Origin of the sequence: Cohnella phaseoli (assembly GCF_003386235.1) — a bacterium.
Taxonomy (GTDB): Bacteria; Bacillota; Bacilli; order Paenibacillales; family Paenibacillaceae; genus Cohnella; species Cohnella phaseoli.
In genome coordinates this window covers 349,978-373,923 of record NZ_QRDZ01000004.1, presented here as the reverse complement: position 1 = coordinate 373,923, position 23,946 = coordinate 349,978, and the positions used below count along the sequence as shown (strand labels likewise).

13 protein-coding genes are annotated in these 23,946 nt (G+C 57.5%); 2 read left to right on the top strand and 11 right to left on the bottom strand.

The features are described 5' to 3' along the window. Window positions 1–560 precede the first annotated feature (560 nt). The 4 genes from DFP98_RS07640 to DFP98_RS07625 form a co-directional block, all read right to left on the bottom strand. Window positions 561–2,369: a hypothetical protein gene (locus tag DFP98_RS07640; protein ID WP_116059976.1), complete on the bottom strand. Its 1,809-nt coding sequence runs from the start codon at window positions 2,367–2,369 to the stop codon at window positions 561–563. Further along, a complete protein-coding gene (locus DFP98_RS07635; protein WP_116059975.1) occupies window positions 2,366–4,600 on the bottom strand; it encodes a beta-galactosidase in 2,235 nt (744 codons plus the stop codon). The genes DFP98_RS07640 and DFP98_RS07635 overlap by 4 nt, the downstream gene beginning before the upstream one ends. Before the next feature lie 240 nt (window positions 4,601–4,840). Continuing rightward, window positions 4,841–9,430 carry an S-layer homology domain-containing protein gene (locus DFP98_RS07630; protein WP_181917549.1) on the bottom strand — a complete coding sequence of 1,530 codons (4,590 nt, stop codon included), beginning with the start codon at window positions 9,428–9,430 and terminating at the stop codon, window positions 4,841–4,843. 64 nt (window positions 9,431–9,494) lie between these two features. After that, window positions 9,495–10,199: a hypothetical protein gene (locus tag DFP98_RS07625; protein WP_116059973.1), complete on the bottom strand. Its 705-nt coding sequence runs from the start codon at window positions 10,197–10,199 to the stop codon at window positions 9,495–9,497. A 181-nt stretch (window positions 10,200–10,380) separates the two neighbouring features. Between DFP98_RS07625 and DFP98_RS07620 the strand changes: the two genes are divergently transcribed. Both DFP98_RS07620 and DFP98_RS07615 read left to right on the top strand, forming a co-directional pair. After that, entirely contained in the window at window positions 10,381–11,607 is a 1,227-nt protein-coding gene (locus DFP98_RS07620) for a response regulator transcription factor (protein ID WP_181917548.1), read from the top strand. After that, window positions 11,604–13,367: a cache domain-containing sensor histidine kinase gene (locus tag DFP98_RS07615; protein WP_116059971.1), complete on the top strand. Its 1,764-nt coding sequence runs from the start codon at window positions 11,604–11,606 to the stop codon at window positions 13,365–13,367. Before DFP98_RS07620 ends, DFP98_RS07615 begins: the two co-directional genes overlap by 4 nt. Before the next feature lie 43 nt (window positions 13,368–13,410). On the opposite strand, the gene DFP98_RS07610 is transcribed toward DFP98_RS07615, so the two are convergent. The 7 genes from DFP98_RS07610 to DFP98_RS07580 all read right to left on the bottom strand — a co-directional run bounded on the left by DFP98_RS07610 (window position 13,411) and on the right by DFP98_RS07580 (window position 23,902). Continuing rightward, window positions 13,411–14,397 (bottom strand): cache domain-containing protein, encoded by a 987-nt coding sequence (locus tag DFP98_RS07610; RefSeq protein ID WP_116059970.1) that lies wholly within the window; start codon window positions 14,395–14,397, stop codon window positions 13,411–13,413. 277 nt (window positions 14,398–14,674) lie between these two features. Beyond that, window positions 14,675–16,153 carry an ABC transporter substrate-binding protein gene (locus DFP98_RS07605; protein WP_116059969.1) on the bottom strand — a complete coding sequence of 493 codons (1,479 nt, stop codon included), beginning with the start codon at window positions 16,151–16,153 and terminating at the stop codon, window positions 14,675–14,677. 149 nt (window positions 16,154–16,302) lie between these two features. Then, on the bottom strand, window positions 16,303–17,187 hold the full coding sequence (locus DFP98_RS07600) for a carbohydrate ABC transporter permease (protein WP_116059968.1): 885 nt from the start codon (window positions 17,185–17,187) through the stop codon (window positions 16,303–16,305). A 10-nt stretch (window positions 17,188–17,197) separates the two neighbouring features. Beyond that, entirely contained in the window at window positions 17,198–18,130 is a 933-nt protein-coding gene (locus DFP98_RS07595) for a carbohydrate ABC transporter permease (RefSeq protein ID WP_116060012.1), read from the bottom strand. 159 nt (window positions 18,131–18,289) lie between these two features. Then, on the bottom strand, window positions 18,290–20,041 hold the full coding sequence (locus DFP98_RS07590) for an alpha/beta hydrolase (protein WP_116059967.1): 1,752 nt from the start codon (window positions 20,039–20,041) through the stop codon (window positions 18,290–18,292). A gap of 118 nt (window positions 20,042–20,159) precedes the next feature. Then, window positions 20,160–21,209 (bottom strand): serine hydrolase domain-containing protein, encoded by a 1,050-nt coding sequence (locus tag DFP98_RS07585; RefSeq protein WP_116059966.1) that lies wholly within the window; start codon window positions 21,207–21,209, stop codon window positions 20,160–20,162. Next, window positions 21,206–23,902, bottom strand: coding sequence for a glycoside hydrolase family 2 protein (locus DFP98_RS07580; RefSeq protein WP_116059965.1), 2,697 nt, complete (start codon window positions 23,900–23,902; stop codon window positions 21,206–21,208). The genes DFP98_RS07585 and DFP98_RS07580 overlap by 4 nt, the downstream gene beginning before the upstream one ends. Between the last annotated feature and the right edge of the window lie 44 nt (window positions 23,903–23,946).

The window sequence follows — 23,946 nt, the reverse complement described above, 5'->3', positions numbered from 1 at the left end:
GTCTTCTCGTCCATGAAAATTTTGTTTTGATGTGGTTTTATGTTGTTTATATTTGTTTTACACATCATACTGCCGACCTCACCGCCTTTCAACGAAATCCGCAACATTTAACGAAACGATGACATAATTGACGCTCCGATAACAAGCAAAAATGCCTTTGGCGTCCTCTGACTATCCTGTTTCGAGCCCTCGTTTACGGCACTTTGTGCGATAAATCGTATACAAATCCACCTTTTTCGGTCACCCCCGGCCGATTTGTATGACGTATCATACAAAATTCAAAAATCCGGCGCTGATCGAACCTGCCGTGTATGAAAAATCTTATAAAATGCCTCGTTCCCTTCAAATCAATGCATAGTTACTCATACGAATTCTTACAGCTGCCAAACAAAAACGCCTTTGGCGTCCTCTAGACGCAAAATCGAGTTTTTGTCGAAGACGATTCAGATAAGGATAGCAAGTTTTATATTTTCCGGAGCGTCAAAAAAGGCCGCCCCTCGGCCGCTTCGCGACCTTGGAACAGCCTAATTCATAGCCGGGCGAGTAGACGCCCCACGCGGCTACCGCTCGCTTAACCCCCACCCAATCGCATGGCGCATCGTCCGCTCAAGCCAAGCCGCATCCGTAAAATTCGGAATATCCGACAGCACCTCCCAAACGGCAGGACCTTCTTCACCCGGATGGGGCAGCAAACGAGCTTCGCTCCAAGCCGCCTCTCCCTCTCTTCGGTAGCGAAACCGGTACGCGTACGTTCCGGGAATGAGTCGGTCGGGAACGTTCATCATGATTTTGCGATATGAGCCGTCGTGCGCGAATCCGTCTCGCTTGCTTAATACGCCCGCCGCCAGGACGAATGCCTCTCCCCATGTCTCTTCCCGTTTCTCCAGCACCTCCACCGAGTAGGCCATGCCGGCCGAGCCGTAGACGGCCAGATAGATCGGAAACCCGGGAATGACTGCTTTGGGCACCTCCAGGAAAGCCGGTTGAACGGTCGGCTCGAACCGCTCGGAGAGCGCCCATTCATCGGCGGCTTCGCTAGCTCGACAATAATGCCATGTCCCTTCCGCGAGCAGCTCCTCTCCTTTGACGAGAGCGGCAAGACATTCCGCGGCCCGGGCGTAAGGGTCCGTGCAGTTGTTATGACCGAAACGGTAGCCTATCTCGTGCCGCACCGGAACGCCCCTCCGCCGAGCTCGTTCGGCCCATTCGAACGCCGGCCAGCTTGGCGTAAACGCGTCGTGCGTTCCGTGATTCAGACAGACCTTCGTACCGGAGTCTTTCAGTCCTTGGAGAAGACGATCGGAAGCCGGCCCCAGCTCCTGCACGATCAGATCGCGATCGGCCGTTCCAAACTGCAGCGTCAGAAACCGCTCGATCGCCGACTCGCCGTCCGGCCCCGTCCATCCTGGTCGCCATGCCTCCTTGTAGCCGATGTCGCCTCGGACCGCGTCCCACCGAACAGGAAAAGCCGGATTCAGCAGCTCGGACGGATCGTCTCCGAAAAAAAGCGGAGGATTGTAGCAAACCAGATACGGAATTGAATAACCCGAGCGCTGCGGATTGCCGGCGGCGACGAGCCCTGCAATCGCCCCGCGCGACCCTCCTACGGCGACGATGGCATGCGGATCAACCCTGAATCGGCGATTAGCCTCAGCGAACAGATCGTTCAGATTGCCGTAGATCGACCCTTGCAGCGTTCGGGTTCCGATCGATCCGCCGCCGTTCCAGACGATGCCAACGGAGCCCCTGCCCGTGCTCTTGAGCGAATCTCCTAACGCCTTCAATAACGGCGGACCGACGCTGCCGAAGACATTTTCGTTCTGGTCGTAAAACCCGCTGAACAAGGCGGTATATCCCTGCACGGAATCCGGCCGCCAATAAGGCGGCAAAATAAAGGTTGCCATGCTGCGATGCTGCCCTTCTCCGACAACGCAGCCGTGAACGAGCTGGAACGCCGGAACGTCGGCCAACTCATTCGCACCGGTATCGAAGCGGCGAACAACGGCAGGATACCTCGTTGCCGCAAGGCAGTCGTCCGACAGCTTGCGCACAACCTCCTCCGTCACCCGGTACAAGCTGTACGTTTCTCCGATGTAGCATTCGTAAGCAGGCGCTCGCATCCTTTCGCCTCCAGGCTCCCCCGCGAACAGCGCATACTTCTCCGTACGGTACAAGTACGGATTCCCAGAATCATCGTCCTGCAGCGGCAGCACCGCCTCAACCGCTCCCCCGTTCAAACGCACCTCGCCGATGCCGTCCGTTCCTCCCGGTCGCGGTCCTCCCCTTCCTTCATTTAAGGAGGCGTCCCAATTCGTCGCGACGGGAAAATCGTGAGCAGGCAGTGCCGTCGAACGATTCGAGCCGCTCATCGCTTCTCTACTCCATGCAGCTCGTAGACCTGGATGTCCCCGGCCTCCAACCGAACGGCCAGCCGGTCGGAGCGAGCCGGATCCAGACGCGCGGCTTCCTTGCCGTCCGCGAACCAAGGCTCGGCATACGCGCAGGCTAACGGCAGCGCGATCTCCGCTTCTTCCGAAGTTTCGCCCCAGTTGTGGACGAACAGCAGGCTACGTTCGCTTGCCCCATCCTTGCCAACGGACAAGTCGGCGCGAATGCAGCCTCCCGTCACGCCGACATAGGGCCGCAAGCCAAGCTCTTCGCGCAGCAGGCTTCCCAACGTCTCCGCCGTAGAAGCATGGCCCATCTTCCAATAAGCCGCTGCCAGCAGCGTGCCGATCCAGACCGCTTTGCCTTTCCCGTAAGCGGCAACGGCGAGGGCCGGCGAGCCATCCTTGGCGAAATCCGCCAGCACTCTCGTTCCCTCCGCCAGTTCAACCTCCGATTGATAGTAGGAGCCGTATCCGGCCGTGCCAAGCAGAGCTTCTTTCGGTCCCTCTTTTGATCCGCTCCTCTCCAAACGAGATTTCGCGTTTTCCCACCCCTCCGGGCGAATGGCGAGCGGAATAAGCTCCTGCGAGCGAAGGGTCAGATTATGATAGCTGTGGTCGAGATGCTCCGCGGAGTGAATCCATTTCTCGCGGACGCCGAACACTTCGCCGAAGCCGTACCCAGGCACCTCGTAGCTGTGGGTGCCGTTCTCGGCCTGAATCGCTCCGAACGAGCATTCCGAGATGAGCGTGCCCCCTGCTCCGACCCACTCCCGAATCGTGTTGCTCGCCGCGCTGCTCATATAGAGCGGATAAGGCATCCATAAGCAGCGATAGCGGGACAACATCTCCTTGGACAAGTCGCCTTCATGGATGAACTCTACTTTATAGTTCAAATCGTGCATCAGCTTGTGAGCGCCTTGAACGGAATCGTTGTAGGTGTCGAGATGGGCGTAGACGGAAAAGTTGACGATCTGGTTTTCCGGACTGATCAGGATCGCCATCCCGTCGGAAGGCCGCGAGGCGTCGCAGAGCAGCTCCCTGTTCCGCTGCATCATGCCGTTCAGTTTCGCCATATCGCGCAGCCAAGGCGTTTCGCTCCCGTCCAGATAGGTGCTGCCCCAGGCTGGAGCCTCGTGGCCGAGAACCTCCGGCCGGTATTGCCAGAACAGGTAGCCCGTAATGCCGCGCGCCAGCGGAATCAGCAGATGCCGCTTCAGCTCGCGGAAGTCCAGCGGCTTCGGCTTCAGCGCCGTATGCCCGGGCAGCGCGTGAATTTCCGAGTTGATCACCTTCTTGCCCTTGGCCGCCGATAGCAGCAGATCCGCCGACCAGGCCGAAGAGCCGAGGCTGTTGCCGAACAGATCGCACGGCTCGGCCAGCTTGAAGTCGTCCGAGCCTGCCGTAATCAGATTGAAAATCGGCGCGGGAACGGTATGAACCATGACCTGATGGACGAGATCATGGCGCTTCACGACATCAACACGGCGAATTAGATCGTCGGTCAGCGCATCGGACATGAACAGCCGCCAGTCGACAAGATCGTTGAACACCGCCTGTCCGCGCGGAGGCTCGACCTCCGACCAGTCGGCGTAATTGCGCTGCCATTTCTCGTTGAACGCCTCCAGCGTCCCGTATTTCTGCTCCAGCCAGCCGCCGAACGCGGTCAGCGAATGCTCGCAGTAGCATACCTGGTTGTCGAACGTCAGCGAGCGCTTGATTCCCGTCGTCAGCTCCGGCTCGTTCCACAGATCCCACACCCACAGCGCGGGATGATCCTTGAACGCCAGAACGGCCGCTTCGAGAAACCGATCCTTCTCCGCCTGCGCCTGTCCATGATGGTAGCACGGTCCCGGCGCTCCCCCGATCTGCCGGTAGCTGAGCGCCCGCGGCTCGACGACGGAGCCGTCCGCGGCGATCATTTTCGAATCCGGATATTTCTTATAAAACCACGCCGGCGCCACGTCGAAAATAACGTTCAGCACAACCTTGAGGCCGAAGCGCTCGGCCAGGTCCATCAGTTCGGCGATATCGCCAAACTCGTACCGGTTCTCCTCCGGTACGCTGGCGCGCCATTGCACCCAATATTTCACGCAGTTGAAGCCTTTGTCCGCAATATTTTTCAGGTCGCGCTCCCATTGGTCCCGAAAGGGCGTAGGAGATCGATAGTATTGAAACCCGAAAGGGAGGAACGATGCGTCGGTTTGAGTCATTGGTGGGCACCTCGCAGCTTGTTGTTGGTCTATGGCAAGCCGTTATTCCGGTCGCATCGCGGCGACCCGGGCTTGCTGTCAACCTTCATCATAGCATCGCAAAAAAAGCTTCAATAGGGCGCAATCCTGCGAAATACTCCAATAAGCTGCGCTCGACAAACCCGCATTCCTCTGACCCACGCAGATAAAAAGAACGCCAAGGATCGAAATCATCCTTGACGTTCTGAGGCCCGCTGCCTCTTACTTATTCCACAGGCGGTAGAGCACGGACGCCGCCTCCGCCCGCGTAGTCAGCCCTTTCGGCTTAAAGCTGCCGTCGGCGTAGCCCTGAATCAAGCCCGCAGCGTGCAGCGCTTGGACGGATTCCCGAGCGTAGCCTCCGATCGAAGCCTGATCCTTGAAAGAGACGTCTCCCTTCTTCAGCCCCGGAAGCGCCCGGAACAGAAACGTCGCCATCTCCTCTCGGGAGATCGGGTCGTTCGGGCCGAACATGCCGTTCCCTTTGCCTTTGACGATGCCGAGAGCGCTGGCGATCTCGATCGCCGCGCGATACTCGCTGTCTGCTCCGATGTCGGAGAAGACCGCAGCCTGCCCGTTACCTTTTTCCAGTTGGAGCAGACGAACAAGGCTCAGCACGAACTCTGCGCGGGTCACGCTCCGGTTCGGTTCGTATTTGCCGTCCGGCGTGCCGGAAACGATTCCCCGTACAGCAAGCGTTTCGATCATCTCCATCGCCCACTTCGCCTCAGCCAAGTCGGAGAAAGGAGAGACGACATGTTTCACGCCGAACCGACCGGACTGGGTCGTCTGGAAGGTTAACACGCCAGCAACTTTGTCATATTTCGCATTCGCGATAACGACCGGAACTCCGTCCTCTCCAATGACGTAAGCGACGATCCGATGCGGCTGCTCGCCCACCTTCAGCGCGTATTTTACGGACACTGTCATCGGCTCTGCGCCGGAGTCGACCGATTTGCCATCTACCGTTAATGAATACTCGTAGACCGGCCAGCCCTTCCAAGCTTCGCGCGTCCCCTCAGGCAGCGAAGCCGCATCCGTCTTCTTCAGACCGATGGACAGCGGCTTAGCATCGGAAGCGCCGCTTGCCGCCAGAGCCTTCTGCGGAATGGACACCGTAGCTCCAGCGATATGGACGACAAGCGAATCCGCTTTGCCTTTCATCGCTTCGATCACGCTTGCGGGGACGAGGACGACTGCTCCATCGGCCTGCGAACCAGTCCCGTCATTCTCCACATTAACGTTAAGCGCGCCGTCGGCCTTTGCCAGAGCTCGAAGAACGTCCTCGACCCGCAGCAGAATGTCCGCAGCACCTTTGGCAGGCTGTTTCACTGTAATGCTGCCGTCTCCCACGGTCGCGGAAGATCCGGACGGAACGCCTCCTCCTCCAACACCGCCGGAACCGCTGCCCGGATTGCTGCCAGAGTTGCCGTCTTCCTTGAGCGGTCCCATCAGAACGATGCTGCGAAACAGCGTGGGGTCTTTCGATCCGCCGATGCCGCCCCCCCATTCGATGTAGCCTTTTCTGCCCGTTCCGTCGTTGTCGTTAACCAACAGGGAGAAGCTGAGCGACTGCCCCTCCCTCGGCTGGATCGGCTTCAGCTCGGTCCACGGCAGGCTGAGCTGGTAAGAGGTCGTTTTCTTGTCTTCGTCTCGTTCGATTTGCAGCCTTCCGTTCTCCACGCTGCCGGTCTTCATGCCCTGCATCGCCATCCAACGATAGATTTCCGGCCCGTTAGGCGTCATGGCAAGCCCGTATTCGTACCAGGTGCCGCTGTCGCCCGGCATACCGGGTCCAATGCTGAATTGAATTCCGTCGTTGCGAAAAATTTCGATGCCCGAAGAGCCGTGAGAAAATACATCGTCCCGAATTTCGCCGGTGAGATACAGATTGTCGTTGTCCCAGCGCAGACTGAGCTTGCCGCTCAGGTCATCTTCGCCTGAATAGGTAAACGTGGGTTCGACGACAAGATTGCCCTTGGCCAAATCGATCATGACCGAATCGCGCTTGTCGGTTAGCTGCAGAACGCGGTTGAAGTCGATCTGTTTCGTCACGCTAATCGGCTTGTAACCTGCGATGTCGGCTGTGAGACTAAACGGATAGTGCACCCCTTCCGCCAATCCCGGAAGAGAAATTTCATATTCCCATGACTTGCCCGCGGCGACCGCGGGAGCCTTCTCCAGCTTGCCGCTTAACGCGCCGACGCTCCATTCGATATTCGCGATCGATAGATTCGCAGACTCCGAGTCGTTGGCGAACCGGAGGAGAAGCGAGGTGCGGCCGCTTTTGTCTGCGGCAATTTTCGGCGTAATGCTCAGCCCCTGATAGGTTGGCGTAAAATCGTCCACCGGAGCCGTCGGCAAGCCGGATGGATCGAGCCCCGCTCCGCCGAACGCCCCAATATTCGGCGCGGACGTCGGAGAAATCGCATTGCCCCAGTAATCCCGGCCGCCGTTGTCCGGAATGACGGCTCCCGCCCCAAGCGCCGGAGAACCGTCTCGCAGCTTGTAACCGTCGACGGAACTCCAGCCCTGCGCTCCTCCCCCTTGATACACGAGCAGCGGATTGTCCGTCACCTTGTTCGCGTCGGCCGGCTCGCTTGCGGGATGGTTGCCGTAAAACAGGTTGCTGTCGAATACGCCGCCCGCGCCCGGCAAGTTGTAGCCTCCGCTGCCCAGGTTGTAGATCAGGTTGTTCTTGAAGGAATAAGGAGCGTTCACGTCTCCCGCGTCGTCCCACTCGTGATCGATGATTTTGGCGTTGGAGTTCGTTCCGATATAGACCGTGTTATTGTAGATTTGCGTACCTGCCGATACGCCGCCGGCAAACGTAAACGTATGCTTCGCGTCGTTCTGGCTGATATTGTACCGGACGATGTTATTTGTCGAGCCCATCTCCGTACCGGGCGTGTTCGTCGCGTCGACGAACAGGATAAAGCCGCCCTGGTTGTCGTGGCTGTAATTATACTGAACGATGCTGTCCGTCGTATCGATGTCCAGGTTGAAGCCTTGGCCGTCGCCTTCGGGCTTGTAGGTATTAAACGCTTCGTTGAACTGCACGACGTTGTTCTTGCCCCTCGTCGGCCAGATCGCCGCAGTGCCGTTAAACTGCCCGGCTTCGGAATAAACGCCGGCTCCTTCCACGACGTTGTGCTCGATCAGCCCGCCGTCGACGCCGAACGTCAGAATGCCGTCGCTATCGGATTCCTTGACGTAATTTTGGCGTATCACGACATTTTCGGAAGAGAACCCCGATCCGTTCCAGATTTGGTCCCAGACGACAATGCCGGTACGTCCGACCCGCTCCACCATGTTCCCTTCGATCAGCACGCCGTCGAACCGATCCGTCCCCGCGCCGCCTCCGGCATATACGGTAATGCCGCCGAACGCATGGGGATCGCCGCCCGCATAACGGAAGCTGCCCGAAACGTCGTGGACATAGTTGTTCGCGATGCGTATCCCCTCGATCGTGCCCGCTCCCGCGTTTTCGACGAAGATCCCTTCCCGGAAAATATCGCCTCTCTCCGGCGCCGAGTTGGTGACCTCCAAATTTTCGATGACCCAGTGCGATTGATTGATCAGATACACCGTTCCTCCCGCTATGCCGCCGCCGTTAACGATCGGCTTGGGGCCGCTGCCGTACGAGGACAATGTGATCGGGCTGTCGGACGTTCCGCTTCCTTTCGGCTGCAGCCGACCGGACCAGATCCCGCCTGCCTTAAGTAGTATCCGATCGCCCGGCGCAAAAGTCTGCTCATTCACCTTGGCGAGCGTTTTCCAAGCGGATTCCGGGGTTTTGCCGTCGTTGCCGTCATTTCCGCCCGCAGAATCGACGTAAAAGTCGCCCTGTCCGGCGGAAGCGGCCCGGTTGGAGACGGTCACGGAGCCGAGCTGTGTATGCCATGTCACGTCGTCCCCGCTCACTTCAAGCTTCAAGTAGTTCGTATCCGCAGGGATCGCTGCGGCCGGGGTGTATGAGGCTCCCGACCAAGCGGCGTCTCCCGTCGAGACCGGCGTATCGTGCGAGGCTGCAAGCTCGTACCAGACGCTTCCGTCCGACGAGCCGTAAAACTTGATGTCGGACGTGGCGTCGGCAAAACGGTGAATGGTTGCGGAAAAAGCTTTGATGCCGTGCAGATGGTAGACGATCGACTCCTGCGTGTCTGCCGTAGGCACCAGTCTTGTGCCGTCGCCGCCGAAGTTGGCCGGTCCGCTGCCGTCAAACACCCAATTCGCGGTATAAGAATCGACCTTCGACCAGTCGGCAAGCTCGTCTGCGATCATCAGCGGCACCGAAGTGATGTTGCTCAGAGCCACCGAGCCGAGCTGTGTATGCCAGTTTATGACGTTTCCGTCGATCTCCAGCTTGAAGAAGTTCGTGCCTGCCGCGATTTCCGAGGTGGGCGAGTAAGTAACGCCCTTCCATGCCGCGTCCCCGGATGAAGTCGGCGTATCGTGAACCGCGGCGATCTCCGTCCAGGAAACTCCGTCCGGCGAGCCATAGAAGCGAAGCGTCGCTTGAGAATCCGCAAAATAATAAAATCGTACGGAGAAATCCTGCAAATCGCTAAACGAATAGACGATATACGCCGCACTCAGATTGGTCGGCACCGCCCTCGTAGCGTCTCCGTCGAAGGCCGAGGCTCCGCTGCCGTCGATCGTCCAGTTGGTGCTATAATCCGTCACTTTCGACACGTCGCCCAACTCGTCGTGGAGCGTAACCGCCGGGTGCGCCGAAACGCGAGCGGCCGGGAGACCCGCCGCAATCAACATAACAGCCGCCAGTGCCGCCGTTAACCATTTTTTCAACACTTCGATTCCCCATTTCCTGATGATTGTTTCTCCTCTTGTTGAAACGCTTACTTATTGCGCCTAATTAACGCTTCCATTCGATGTGCGCGGCTTCAAGCCTGCGCTCGACCATAGCCTCGTACTCCCCGCGCGCCTCATTCTCTGTCCCCCGCAGCTCCCCTGAGTCCAGCAGCGCCCGAATCGCAGCGTTCCTGATCCCGCTCATGTAGTAGCCGTAAAAAACGTTCGGCTCGAACCGGATCGGACCGTAGACAACCTGCTTGGATGCGGAGGCCTCGGCCCTTCTCTCGTTTTCCGTCTCCAGCGCCCGCCTGAAAGCATCGTATCCGATGTCGTTCAGCACGCCGGCCTCGCGGGCGATCATCTGCTCCACCTTAGCTCTGACCGCCTGCTCTCCCGCGACAGCCCGCAGCCGCTCTCCCGGCGTTCCGTCGCCATAACGCCTCGTCCAGAAATCTCCGTCCGTCTCCGCGCCGAATTGTCTTCTGTATTCTTCGGCGACCAGCGCCCGGTTTCGCTCCATATGCAGCCTCAGCTCCGCTTCCGCAATCTCCTCGCCGTCGACGGTCAACGCCGCACCGGACGTTCCGGTCGGGCTTTGCGCCCAAGCGATCGACATCGCGAGCAGCCCCGCCGCCACGGCCGCCAGGACGATCGCTGCCCAGCGGCGGCCGCGCGCGATTTTTCCCGTCTGCTTCGAAATCCCCCACACCCTCTTTCCGCCAAGCTTCGCGATCCAAAACCTCATTCCGATAAAGCGCTTCCGCAACGCTTGGCTTCATCCTAACACGCCCTCCCCGGCATCCGAAGGGAGCAATCCTGCGAAATGGTTTGCTTTTCTGCCGACCCGTCTCCGTCCGAGAGGATTTGCGGCCGTTTCCAGCGAAATGTTCGGCATGCGCATGATACAATGAAATCACGCAGTCAGCATGATAAACGAGGTGACCCCGATGTTGAAAACGCTTGTCGTTGACGACGAATATCTAGTACGGGCGGGCATCTGCCAGACGATCGACTGGTCGGAGCGCGGCGTGGAAATCGTCGGGCAGGCAGATAACGGCGAAGACGGCTTGGAGCTGGCGCTGCTTCATCGGCCGGATGTGATCATCACCGATGTCCGCATGCCCTATATGAACGGACTGGAGCTGATCGCCAAGCTCAAGGAACATAAGCTCGACTCGGGCATTATCGTTCTGAGCGGGTACGACGAATTCCAATACGCCCAGACGGCGATGCAGTACGGCGCTTCCACCTACTTGCTGAAGCCCGTCGATATCGAACAATTGGCCGAGGCCGTCCTGAAGGTCGGCCGGGAGGCGAAGGATCGCCAATCGGCCTCCGAGAGGCTTGGCCTACTAAGCCGGGAGCTCGGCACGATCGCCGGCCGGTTCTGGCATGATCTTCTGCTCGGAGAGCTCCCCAACGAAAATGCGCTGCGCGAGAAACTCGCGCTGCTGGAGCTCGATCCCGCCGACATCTTCCCGCTCGTTGCGGTTGTAATTTCCGCAGCCAAGCCGGAGGAGTCCGCTTCCCTCGAATCGGCGACCGCTTTGCAACAGCAAATTATACACCACGCGGAAGCGCATACATTAAAAACACTGGCCTGTCTGCGAACGAGTCCGCGCCAGTGGACGGCCATTGTCTCCCTCGGGGAAGACGCGGATTCCGCCGTATCACGCATACGATCCCTTGGAGAGGATCTGGCGCATGCCGTCGATGAAATCTCCATAGGCATCGGCACCCAGGCGACTCGGTGGGAGGAGCTTCACGTCTCATACGACGCGGCTGCCTCCGCCGCCGACCGAGCGTCCTCCGGCCATGCCCGCGTCCTGATGGCGGGCGAGCGAGCGGAAGACGGCTACCGGCGCGAGATACGCGCCGCGCTTGCCTATATTCGCACCCATTATGCGGATAACGTCACGGTGGAGAAGGTAGCCGCCGAAGTGTACGTCAGTCCGACGCATCTGATGCATCTGTTTCGCAAGGAGCTGGATAAGACGTTCTCCGAATGTCTGACCGAATACCGGATCGAGATGGCCAAGCGCATGCTCCGCGACCCGAAATACCGCGTCTACGAGGTCGGCTATCTGGTCGGCTTCGGCGATTCGAAGTATTTCAGCCAGGTGTTCAAGAAGATGACCGGAATGCCTCCAAGCGAGTTCGCTAAAAGCCAATGAACGCGAGCAGAACTGCCAACAAGCTGCAATCGTCGCTCCGCAGGTTGAATATTAAAAACCGGATCGTGCTCGTGCTGCTCGCCGGCTTTGCCGTCCATCTCTGTCTTGTGCTGCTGGTGTTCAACCTGTTCTCGAATTATTATTTGAAGAAAAACATGAACAGCCACATCGCGCAAACCCAGCGGGAGGTCGGCATCGGCATCGAGCTGATGGTGTACGATATCCAGATGCTGTCTCTGCGCTTCCTCGTCAATTCCGACATCTATAAGACGATCGGAGACGAGGTTTTGTCGGAACCGGAGAAGAGCGGCCGAATTCGCGGCATTATCGAGCGGATGATCGCCGGCAACGAGATGGTCGGCGATGTCATGATCCTGACCCGCGACGGCAAGACGTACCGCTTCCAGCCGGACGACATGCCGATCGAGGAGCCCGACCGGCTGCTGCTGAACCGCATCGAGCAATCCGGCAAGCCGGTCGTTGGCCCGATCAAGCGGGACGAGCTCGGCAACGCTTATATTCCGTTCGGGCAGAAATTCCGCAATTTCAACACCGGCCAGAATATCGGCACCTTGGTCGTCTATATCAAGGAGTCGGTACTGCTCAACCTGCATCGCGCCAGCTTCGAGGGACTCGGCTACTCCTTCCTCGTGTCCGACAAAGACGTCGTCATCTCCCATCCCGATCCGAACCGGATCGGAAGCGTCCTGTCGCCTACCGACGTGTTGTATCCCGACCGCGAGGCCGGTTACCGGAACGTGGAGTTGGACGGAAAAACCTTTTTCATGATCACCTATCCGCTGAACCGGAAGCTGGACGCTTTCGACGTCAATTGGCGGTTCGTCAGCGTGCTGTCCAGCCGCGAGCTGTTCGTCGCCATCGACGAGGGCAACCGGTACGCACTGCTATTCGCGGGACTGACGTTCGTCTTCCTTCTCGTCCTATCCGTTTTCTTGGCGAAAAAAATTACGCATCCGGTTACCCGACTGAAGACTAAGCTGAACCTGTTCGGCAAGACGGGGCTGAAGGGACTGACCGGACCTCTGCTGAAGGGCGACGAGATCAGCGAGCTGGAGAGCAGCTACGCCAAAATGGTCAACCGGATCAACCAGCTGCTGCAAGAGAACGACGAGGAGAAGGAGAAGCAGCGAAAAATGGAGCTGACCGCGCTGCAATCTCAGATCAATCCCCACTTTCTCTACAACACGCTGGACGCCATCGTCTGGATTGCCCGTCTGAAGAAGCAGCCCGAGATCGAGAAGCTGATCTCGTCGCTGGCGACCTTTTTCCGGATCAGCCTGCACAAAGGGGATAAGTTTATTCCGGTGGAGGAGGAGATCAAGCTCGTCCAAAGCTTCGTGACCGTCGAACAGACGAGGTTTCCCGACAAGTTCGAGGTCGAGTACGACATTCCGGAGGAGCTAATGAAGGTTCGCCTGCTTAAGCTGATTCTGCAGCCGCTGGTCGAAAATGCGATCAAGCACGGGATCAGCGAGAAGCGCGGCAAAGGCCGCGTCGTTGTGAAAGGGGAAATCCGCGATCCGGACATCGTCTTCACCGTCGTCGACGACGGCGTCGGCTTCTCCGACAGCGGGGACGGCGCGCCGCATTCGGGCAAAACGCTGTTCCAGAGCGGCTACGGCTTGCGTAATGTCGACGAGAGAATCAAGCTGGAGTACGGGCGGGAGTACGGCCTCACCATTCAAAGCGAACCCGGCGTAGGAACGACCGCCGATATCCGCATCAAAAAGGAGCCTTGACTTTCCCAGGAAGCGTTAAAGCTTAGACTTCCGAGGTGGGCCGTCAAGGCTCCTGCATCGTTCGGCGCATTTTGCGGTATAGCTGCTTCAGAGGCTCCGAAATGCTCCGCGATAGCTGCAAAATCAGGAAAACGAACAGTGCCGCGATAGCACCGTTCACGATTAGCAGCGCGTATTTGAGCCAGTTCAACTGGTCGGCCAGCCTGTCGGTATCGATCAGGATGACGACGCGGTCCTCCGACTTGTACATCCGATACAGAAGCACGATACCGTTCTCCGTCTCCCGCATCAGAATGCCGTTCTCCGGCATCTGCTCGTTCGCCAGACCGCGGATTTCCTCGATTCTTTCGTCGCCGAGTCCTTCCGACTCCAGCAGTTCGCCGGTTTCGTCAGTCAGAAACAGCGTTCGGGAATTGCCCGATATCGCCTGATCGTCGGAGCGATAGAAACCGTGCAGCCTGGATAGTGGCGACTCCAGAAACAGCACGCCCTGCATTCGGCCGCTTGCGTCCGTAATTTTCTCGATATAGAACAGCATCGTGCGGGGATCGACGGGGAAGCTAACCAGCTTGTAAGGAGACTGGATGAGCCACTTCGACGTTTCGTCAGAGGCGAGAAAACGGGCAAACTCGGGCTCTTCCCTGATTGCGGAATAGGATTTGATTCCGGAAATGTTGCTGGTGGAATAAACGGCTCCCTCGATTCCGTAGATGACGATTCCGGCAATATCCATATTCGATGACCGGAGTCCGTCCAGGGCGGGAGCGAGCGTATCGTCGTATCGTTCGGAAGCTAGTGCCTCCTGCAGTCCGGGATGGTTCAAGGCCAATCTCGTCGTTTCTTCCAGCCACTGCAAATAGAGCTGCGCGTTTTTATTCTGCTGCTCGGTATATTGGACGGAGAGCTGGCGCTGCATGTCCATCGTTCGGTCCTTGATCGTGCCGAATACGATAAAGCTGGCCAAGCCGATGTAGACAAGAACGACGAGGATCAGAATCAGCTTGATGCGTTTGTCCAAGGCTTTGAACATGCGCGTCCTCCTTCCGTCCGGGTTCCTCTTTCCATTGTACGACATAACGGGGCTGTCTTATAGGCAGATTTGCTTGCGATGGTTGATATATAAAGTAAGGTGTATATACCTCTCGGAGACTGCCTCATACGCTCCTGAAATGACCTTATAACGGGTTTACCCATCAAATTTCAGGAGCGTATAGCATCGGAGGGAGGTATATACACCTTGCACCTTTATTATCGATTATCTTTTAGAGCAACTCGAAGAGCCTATGAGACAGCCCCGTTAACCAAGCTTATTGCGCCTTATCGAGATAATCCTTCTGGAACTCGGCAACCGCCTTGTCCAGCAGAGCTTTCGGGTCCGCGTTCTTGTTCGTCAGCACCGATTGGATAACGACGTCAAGCGTCTTGTACAGCTCCTGAGCGTTGACCGGCTCTTCCGGACGCAAGCCGTTGCCGCCGTTGGTCATATAGTCTTCAAACATCGCCATGTTGACGTTCGTATACTTCTTGATGATTTCCTGTTCCGCGTTGATGCGGTCTTCGTTGATCCAGACGCGCAGACCGTGAGGTCCGACGATCATGCCCTGCTCGTTGGCCGTCTTGGATTGCGTCTCCAGACCGGCGAGCGATTCCGGCGTCGCCTGCGGGGAGAAGCCTTTTACTTGCAGCCATTTGAACGTCGCCTCCAGCTGCTCCGGAGTCGACTGCGGAGCAAACATGTACAGGCCGCCGCCGAGCAGCGTCACATTGCCCTGCGGTCCAGCCGGCAGCGCCGACATCGCCAGATTGTCCTTGGACATTTTGAACCCTTGAATAATGGCGTTGCCCCAGTCCGGAACGCCGAAGCTCATGCCGACCTGGTCCGTTCCGAACATCTGGAACATGTCCGTGCCGATGTCTACCAGATTGTTGGCCGGAAGCACGTCGTATTTCCATTTCAAGTCCTTGACGTACTGCAGAGCCGCGACCGCCTCCGGAGAGTTGAACACCGCCTGCCATTTGCCGTCAACCTGCTTTTCGAATTCCGCGCCGTAAGCCCAGGCAACGTTCATGAACATCCAGCCGCCTTGATTGTTTTTGGTCGGGAAGAAGAAGCCGGCCTTGCCCGTTTTGTCCTTGATCGTCTTGGCCGTCTGGGCAAGCTCCTCATACGTTTTCGGGAAGATCGGCACGCCGTTCGCATCCACCAGTCCCGCTTCCTTGAACAGGTTGACGTTGTAAAGCAGGCCGACGACGTAGCCGTCCTTCGGAATGCCGTAATATTTGCCGTCCTTCTGAACCAGCTTGAGCAGCTCAGGATTCAAGGAGCTTGCCCATTCATGCTTATTGAGCAGTTCGGTAATATCGGCGGAATAATTCGCCTTGATGATTTTGTCGGCCTCGGTGAAGAACGTCTCGTATACGTTCGGCAGCTCGCCGCTCGCCGCCTTCGGTAGGAAAGAGCTGACCTCGTAGCCCCACTCGTCCTTTTCCAACGTAATATACGGATATTTCTGCTGCATTTGAGAGACATATTCGTCGTAGATTTTGACCTGCGCCTCTTCATTGGGCTTCGGCCAGTTGCTGATCTTGATCGTCACCGGCTTATCTGTCTCTTCCGGCGAGGAAGAACCGCTTGCCGCCGGAGTCGAGCTGGCCGATGCGGAAGGCGAGCCGCTTACGCTCCCCTTTCCGCCGTTGTCGCCCTTGCTGCAGCCCGCAGCTACCAAGGCGAAGACGCACAGTAGGATGAATACCGATTGCCAACCTTTTCTTTTGCTGAAATTCATGCTTTTCCCCCAACCTTCTTTTCGTAGTCGTTTGCTGAATGCTCTTGTAAAGCGCTTTCCCGGTGCCGGCACCTTTATCCTATCACGCGGCCCAGAGCCGCAAGTAGGCGACAAAACTGCGAAACGGTTTGTTAATCTGTCCGGATTCGCTATCCCTTGATGCCCCCGCCGATCGCATAGCCCTGCATAATATAGCGTTGGAAAATGAGAAACAGCAGCACTGGCGGCACGATCGCAAACGTCAATGCCACGAACTGGATATCCATAGGAAGCGTCGACTTCAGATTGTAGATCGCCACCATGACCGTCCAATTGGACTGGTCCTTCAATACCATATAAGGCCAGAAGAAATCCATCCACACCCCGTTGATCGTCAATATCGTAATCGTAATGAGCACCGGTACGCTTAATGGGAGCACGATGCGAAAGAAGATACCGAGCTTCGTCGCTCCGTCGATGCGCGCCGCCTCGATCAGCGAAACGGGAATCGTATCGAAAAAGTTTTTGAAGATGAGAATCGTCACCGGATTAACCGCGGCCATGAACCACATCGGCCAGTATGTGTTTGTCAGGTTTAGATGCAGCAGCGGAAAATCGACGATATTGCTGAACAGCGGAACCATGCCGACCGTATTGGGCAGCAGCACCGTCCACAGAATGAGCAGGAAAATAAACGCGCTGCCTCGCGGTTTCAACTTCGAGAAGAAGTAGCCCGCCAAGCCGTTGAACAGCAGGCAGAATACGACCGCTCCGAGGGTCAGGTAACCCGTATTGACATAATACTTCATAAATCTGAACTCATTCCACGTCTGCCACACCTTTTCGACATGGAACGATCGCGGAATAATCGTCGGCGGAACGGCGTAAAACTCCTTGATGTCCTTAAAGCTGGACAGAATGACCCATAAGGCCGGAAGGATGCACACAGCCGAGACGATGAGCATGCCCGCGAAGATCAGCCAGTAGACGAGCTTAACCCCGGGCAGCTTGTACTCCAAATCCCCGATGATGCCGGAGCCTTTACCTGTTTTCATACACGCATCACTACTCCCTTTCCCATTTCTTCTCCAGCTTGAAATACACGATCGTCAGCAGCATCAGAATGACGAAGGTGACGACGCCGAGCGCGAGCGAGTGGCCCGCTTCGAAATAGCGGAAAGCGTAGAAATAGCTTTGCAGCATGAGCGACATCGACGCATTGCTAGGACCGCCCTCCGTCATGACGAGCGGCTCGTTGAACACCTGGAACACGCCGCTTACCTGCAGAATCAGCATCAGACTGATCATCGGGGCGATCTGCGGCAACGTGATGCTGCGGAATTTCCTCCAGATGCCCGCGCCGTCGATGGAAGCGGCCTCGTACAGCTCGCTGTTGATGCCTTGCAGACTGGCGAGGTACAGCAATGTCGTCGCCCCGAAGTTCCGCCATGTGATCGTCAGAATGATCAGGAAGATCGTCATGTCCGGATTTTGCAGCCATTCCTGCGACGGCAGCCCGAACCAGCCGAGCAGCATGTTAAGCACGCCGCCCTCTCCCGGGTTGAATAGGAACATCCACATCAGCGCGGCGGCGATGCCCGGCACCATGTTGGGAAAATAAACCGAGAAGCGGAAAGCCGACCCCCAGTGCCTCATCTCGTTGATCGCGATAGCGACGACGATTGGAACGAAAAATCCGATGACCAGCGACCATAACACGTAGACGAACGTATTGATCAGCGTTTGTTGGAACACCGAATTTTGCATGACGTCGATATAGTTTTGCACGCCGTTCCATTCGACTCCCTTAAAGCCCTCCGTGCGGAAAAAAGAAAGCACGATCCCCTGGAACAGCGGCTGCCAGGAGAAGAAAAAGAAAAACAACAGCGTCGGAACGATCAGCAGCCACGACGACCATTCTCTCAGCCAGTATAGAATGAATTGCCTTCGCTTCCTTCCGTGCCCGGAATACGTTTTAATGCCCGTGTTTGCGCTCATGTTCGCTTCCTTCCCTTGCTTCCGGATATAGTAGCTCCATGATAACGCTTCCCGTTTCGGCATAGAATGAGTTAAAACTGCGAAATCGTTTGATATCCTGTCAACCTCCGGAAATGCGACAAGACCGCCCGAGAGTCTCTCGGCGCGGTCTTGTCGACGTTACAGTCCGGTGCCTGCGTAGAACAGAAGATAGTCTTCCACGTGGCCTCCCCAATATTCCAGCGTGTGCCCGCCGGAATTCAAATGGTATTCGTAGTCGTAGCCTTGCTGCTGCAGCAAGTCGGCCAGCTGTCCCGTTCCCCGGTAGAAATGATAGCCGTCCGAGCTGCCGCAATCGAGGTAAATTTCCAGCCCCGTCAAGTCCTTGCTCTGGGCGAGCGCCAGCGGATCGCGCTGCAGCCGGGTCGCCTCGTTCGGATACAGCCAGGCGTATTGTGCCGGCGTCAGCGATCCGTCGTTAATGACGACCGCGGGACTGTGTCCGCCGACCTTGGCGAACATCTCCGGATGCGTGAACGCGGAATGGAGGGCGATGAAGCCGCCCATCGACAGTCCCCCGGCAAATCGGCCGCTCCTTGTCGTCACGGTCGGATAATTCGAATCGATATACGGAATGAGATCCTGGAAAAGGTAATCCTCGTAGCGCCCGTTGTACAGGGAATTGGTCGGATCGCTTGGGTCCACCAGCGAGTAGGTCGGCGACGAGTTGATGCCGAAGCTGTTGTCCATCTGCGGAGAGACGATGATCAGCGGGAAGATTCGCCCCTGATCCAGCAGCGCGTCGGCCTTCTCCTTCACCTGCAGACCGTTCAGCCACCCGTTCTCGTTCCCTTGATAGCCGTGGAACAGATAGAGTACGGGATAGTCGACGCCAGGATCGTAGCCTTTAGGCAGATAGACGTTAAATTTCATGGTCTTGCCCAGCGCGACGCTGTACAGATCGGATTGTACGATTCGCGAGGGCGCGACAGTCGTTTCGCCGTCCGTCCGAATCGCGATCGAGCCGAGCTGCGTGCCCCAATGCTCCGTCGTGTCGGTAAATTCCACCTTCAGGTAGCCGGTGCCGGATGGTACAGCCGCGATCGGGCTGTAATCGGTATACTTCCACCCGTACATAGTCGCGACGGGCGTCGTATTTGCGCTGGCTATTTGCGTCCAGGCGATTCCGTCCGGGGAGGCGTAAAACTTCACTTTGGCCGCATCCGCCGCTCCATATAGATAGATTCTCGCCTTAAAATCCGTCATGCCGGGAAAGGCATACGCAACGTAACCCGAAGCGGTTGAGCTTCTCGTAAATCGGGACGCATCTCCGTTAAAATAGGTCGGGCTGCTCGTATCGATCAGCATGTTGGCCGAACGGGAATACGTTAAGCTCCAGTTGTCGGCGTTGTCTGTCAGACTCAAAGGAACCGTCGAGATAACCGTTCGGCCAAGCTGAAGCTCCCAGTGGTCGCTGCCTCCGCTAATTTCGATTTTCAGATAGCGGGTTCCCGCCGGAAGATCGTTCAGAGGCGTATACGTCGCTTTGAACCAGCCGCTGCTAACGGCCGTCGCGCCGTTATTAGCGGAAGGCGCTTCCGTCCAGACGGAAGCGTCCGGGGAGCTGTAGAACTTGAGAGCGGCGGTCGCCCCGGTAAAATAATGGACTCTGACGGAATACGTCCTCATGCCGTCCAGCCGGTACACTACATTTTGCGTCGCCGTCGACGTTCTCGTTAGCCGGTTCGCGTCGCCATCGAAATAGGCCGGGTTCGAGCCGTCGATCGTCCAGCCGGATGTCGAGGCGTGCAGCTTGGACGTATCCGCGAGCTCGTCAACGATCGACGTCGGGTCGGCGGACGCCGTCGGCCCTTGAGACACGGCGAGGATGATGAGGACTGCGAGGAACGCTGCCATTAGCTTGCCAAACATAGATGAATTCCTCCTTGTAATGAATAGAATAAAGCGCTTGCAAGGCTGCAATCCTAGCTTAGCGGTCTATTCATGGAGGAGAACAGGCAGTAAAGCTGCGAATTCGTTTGCGATTCTGTCAGTCTTCGCCGCCGAAGCTTAGCAGCCGATTGTTGATTCTCTTATAGCGCCGCCAATCCTCATGCAGCCGAGTGCTGTTTGTCACGATCGCTCCAGCGACGGCGTATTCGGGATCAATCCACAGCATGCAGCCGCTAAAGCCGGTATGGCCGACGACGGAGGAGGTATGCAGGTCGCCGAAGCAGCCGTAGCGATCCTCGGCACCCTTCACCCAAAAGGCCGGCGTCTTATTAAACCTACCGGCGCTCGCTTCGGCCAGCAGCCAGCGAACGGTGCGCTCGTGCAGCACGGCTCGGCCATCGACTGCTCCTCCGTTCAACAGCAGCCGTCCCAGCTTCAACAAGTCTTCGGCGCACGTGTACAAACCGCTGTCTCCCGTCGTCGCCCAATCGGCCAGCTCCAACATCGCTCTGCCGTCCGTCGCGATCGGGAAGACGACGCTGCCTTCGCGGGCGGCAACGACGTCGAAGGTGCTGCGCGTCATGTCCAGTGGGTCAAGCAGCATCTCGCGGGCGAAGCTGTTCAGATCCGTACCGGCGATGCGTTCGATCAGATCGGTAAGGATTGCGTAGCCTTCGGTAAAATACAGGGCGGATTGCCCCGGCTCGCTCTTCCTGTCCGCGATGCGATAGATTGCATCGAAATACGCCCGTCGTCCCGCTTCGCCGTCCTGCACAAGCGGGCGCTCCGGCTTGGCCGAATCGTTGTCGTAACCGGCCGAATGGGAGAGCAGATGAAAGATGTCGGTATCCTCGAACGGATACTCCGGGATGATCGACCGTACCTTGTCGGTCAGCGTCAGCTCGCCCGCTTCCACAAGCTTGGCCAGCAGCATGGCGGTCACCGGCTTCGTAACGGAGCCGACATTAAAGATCGTATCGGCTCCGATCCTGACCCGCTCGTTGTTTAAGGTGGCCGCCGTCTCGCCCTCGTAGACCGCCAGGCGGGTCGCTTGCGCGTCGGTGACGGCAACGGCGAAGCCTTCGGCCCAGCCCTCCTCCATTCTGCGTCGCAAAAACAGTCCCAACTCCGCTTGCTTGTTTGTCATTGTCCATCGTTCCTTTCGTAATCGGTCGTAGGTTCCTCCAAAAATGAACGAAAGCGAATTTGCGGCAAAGTGTCGGAAGCTTGGGCAGCGGCGACTTCCTCGGCCAGAAATCCCCCGCCCGTCTTAGGTACGCAGCGCACGGAGACGCCCCTTGTCTCGCCGGGAAGCAGCGTGAAATATTGATCGTCTGTATCCATCCAGTAAAGGTCCGTCAGCTCCTCCGCATGGACGTGCAGAGCCGCTGCCGTTCCTTCGTTGGCGATGACAAACTCCGCCGTCGCCAAGCCCTCTGCATAGCGCCATTCCCCATGCCGACGCACAGCCGTCTTGGCATTGCGGGCGAATGTGAGCGCCCCGGCGTACAGCGGCCCATCCGAGATCGAGAAGAAATAGACGGACGGGGGCTGCTGCAGGAAATCGCATCGCTCCGTCTCGCAGCGCACTCGAACCAGCACGAGTCCGTCATTCGTATCCGGCATGCGAAAATCGAGCTCGCCGATGCGCAGCGCCCGCTCATTCGCCGTCGTTCCTTCGTATCGCGCGACATGGTGCACCGTGCCTTGGACGTCCAGCACCTCGACCGTCACCGCAACGGGAATGCCGGCCTCGCAGGCGTGAACGTACAGCGAATGACGGAACGGTTCTCCTTTGCCGTAGTCCAGCTTCCGGTAATCCAGCGAGACGTGAAGCGGAGCGAATGCCTGCTTCATCCAGTAGTAGGCCATCTTCGGCTCTCCGTAATAGTCGACGAGATTCGTACAGGATACATTAGGCCACGGCTCGTTAAGCTGCCAAATAATACTCCCGCTGTTGTTGAACTTGCGTCTGCGGTTCGCTTCCAGAATAAAACGCAGCCCCTCGGCCTGCATCCACTGGCTGCAGTCGGAGAAATCGGCCAGCGTCTTCATCGGTCCGAAAACCTCTTCATCCCGCTCCAACGTGTCCCACCATTCGCCGTGATGCCTCCATACCATGCTTGTTTTCATCGAGACGGGTTCGCGATGGGCTTCGCCGAGAAATTTATGCAGACTTTTGATCCGGCTCAGTCCGTCTACCCCGAATTCGCTGTGGAATAGGTTGTCATTGTCCCCGTACAGCTCATAATGGCGAGGGTTGCCCTGGTACTTCCAATGTCCGTGCACGTCGTGGCCCAGTCCTTTTTCCTCCGTGATATATTCGACCGGGCCGGAGGCGGAGGTCGGCAGGAACAGCCGGTTCGGATCGTACTTTCTCACGAGATCGCGGAGAAGCGCCAGATTCCCGTCGGTCAGATCCGACGGTTTATTCGGCTCGCTCATCAGCTCGTTGCCTCCGCTCCATACGACGAGCGATACGTGATTCCGTCTGGAAGCTAGGGCAGCTCGCGCCGAACGCTCCAGCAGCTCGAGAAACTCGGGCTTCTTTGACGGAATGTTGTCCACGCCCGAGCTGGATTGTATAAACTCCTGCCAGACCAGAATGCCGTTCTCGTCGCACAACTCGTACAGCCGCGTTTTCTCAATGAGCCCGCCGCCCCATACGCGCACCAGATTAACGTTGCCTTCCTCCATCAGCCGCACCGCCCAGGCATACTGTCCGTCCGTCACATTGCCGTACAGATGGTCGATCGGCGTCATGTTGACGCCCCGGATATAAATGCGTTTGCCATTGATTTTCACCGTATACGGAAGTGCGTCCGCCGGTGCGCCTTCGTTGGCGACGTATTCCAACTTGCGGATGCCGGTCCGATACGCTCGCTCGTCCACAGTGACGCCATCGGCCTGAAGCAGCAAACGTACCTGGTACAGCGGCTGTGCGCCATACCCGTTCGGATACCACAGCTGCGCCTGCGGAATCTCCAGCTCAAGAACGACCTCCCCTCCGATGCGAGCCTCGGTCTCTCGTTCGGCTGCAAGCTTTCCCTGCGGATCGTAGCAGCGCGCGATCAGCCGCAAATTGGCCTGAGCTTCTGTTCCGACGGCCGACGCGATTTGTTCGATTTCGACGTCCAGCCGTATTCGGCCCTTGCCCTCCCCACCTGCACCTTCCGTTCTCCCTCCGCGCGTAGCTGTGACTGAATCTGAATCTGTATCCACATCCGCGTCCGTATGTAGATACACCTCTCCGATCGAATGGCATTCATGGACTCTAAGCACGACATCGTCCCAAATCCCCAGGTTAACAAGCCGCGTCGAGAAGTCCCATTTGTAGTTGAATCTGCTCTTCTGCGTAAAGGTTTCCGACGTCTTGCCAATTTGCGCCATTTCGTCGGGGGCATGCTTCAGCAGCACCGCGATTTCGAGCGTTGCCCGCTCCTCGAACAGAGCTGTAACATCGAACGCCGCTTCGTGGTACATCCCTTTGTGCTCGCCAAGTAGCTTCCCGCCCGCATAAACGACCGCCTCGTAATCCAGCCCTTTGAAGACAAGCTCGATCCTCTCGCCAGTCTGCTCCGGCCGGGAAACCTCAGTGCGATACAGCCACCAACGGTTTTCCACCCATTCGCATTGCAGGCTGTTTAAGTCCTTGTAAGGATGGGCAATCAGTCCCGCACGATATAGATCGTAATGAACGCCTCCGGGTATGGTAGCCGGAAGCCAATCCGTCACGCCGAGCAGCTCTTGGCCCAATTCCATGCTTGTTCCTTTGATCGGAACCCAGGGCCAGAAGCCTTTCACTTCCCATGCCGAGCCGCCGATATCGATTTCCCTCATGACGAATAACCTCTTTTCTACGTTAGACTAATCTGATCTTACGT

Excerpts from the sequence above, each read along its gene's own strand:
- DFP98_RS07600 (WP_116059968.1), bottom strand. The coding sequence starts at position 17,187 with ATGAAAACAGGTAAAGGCTCCGGCATCATCGGGGATTTGGAGTACAAG.
- DFP98_RS07585 (WP_116059966.1), bottom strand. The coding sequence starts at position 21,209 with ATGACAAACAAGCAAGCGGAGTTGGGACTGTTTTTGCGACGCAGAATG.
- DFP98_RS07610 (WP_116059970.1), bottom strand. The coding sequence starts at position 14,397 with ATGTTCAAAGCCTTGGACAAACGCATCAAGCTGATTCTGATCCTCGTC.
- DFP98_RS07615 (WP_116059971.1), top strand. The coding sequence starts at position 11,604 with ATGAACGCGAGCAGAACTGCCAACAAGCTGCAATCGTCGCTCCGCAGG.
- DFP98_RS07590 (WP_116059967.1), bottom strand. The coding sequence starts at position 20,041 with ATGTTTGGCAAGCTAATGGCAGCGTTCCTCGCAGTCCTCATCATCCTC.
- DFP98_RS07620 (WP_181917548.1), top strand. The coding sequence starts at position 10,381 with ATGTTGAAAACGCTTGTCGTTGACGACGAATATCTAGTACGGGCGGGC.
- DFP98_RS07605 (WP_116059969.1), bottom strand. The coding sequence starts at position 16,153 with ATGAATTTCAGCAAAAGAAAAGGTTGGCAATCGGTATTCATCCTACTG.
- DFP98_RS07580 (WP_116059965.1), bottom strand. The coding sequence starts at position 23,902 with ATGAGGGAAATCGATATCGGCGGCTCGGCATGGGAAGTGAAAGGCTTC.
- DFP98_RS07635 (WP_116059975.1), bottom strand. The coding sequence starts at position 4,600 with ATGACTCAAACCGACGCATCGTTCCTCCCTTTCGGGTTTCAATACTAT.
- DFP98_RS07595 (WP_116060012.1), bottom strand. The coding sequence starts at position 18,130 with ATGAGCGCAAACACGGGCATTAAAACGTATTCCGGGCACGGAAGGAAG.
- DFP98_RS07640 (WP_116059976.1), bottom strand. The coding sequence starts at position 2,369 with ATGAGCGGCTCGAATCGTTCGACGGCACTGCCTGCTCACGATTTTCCC.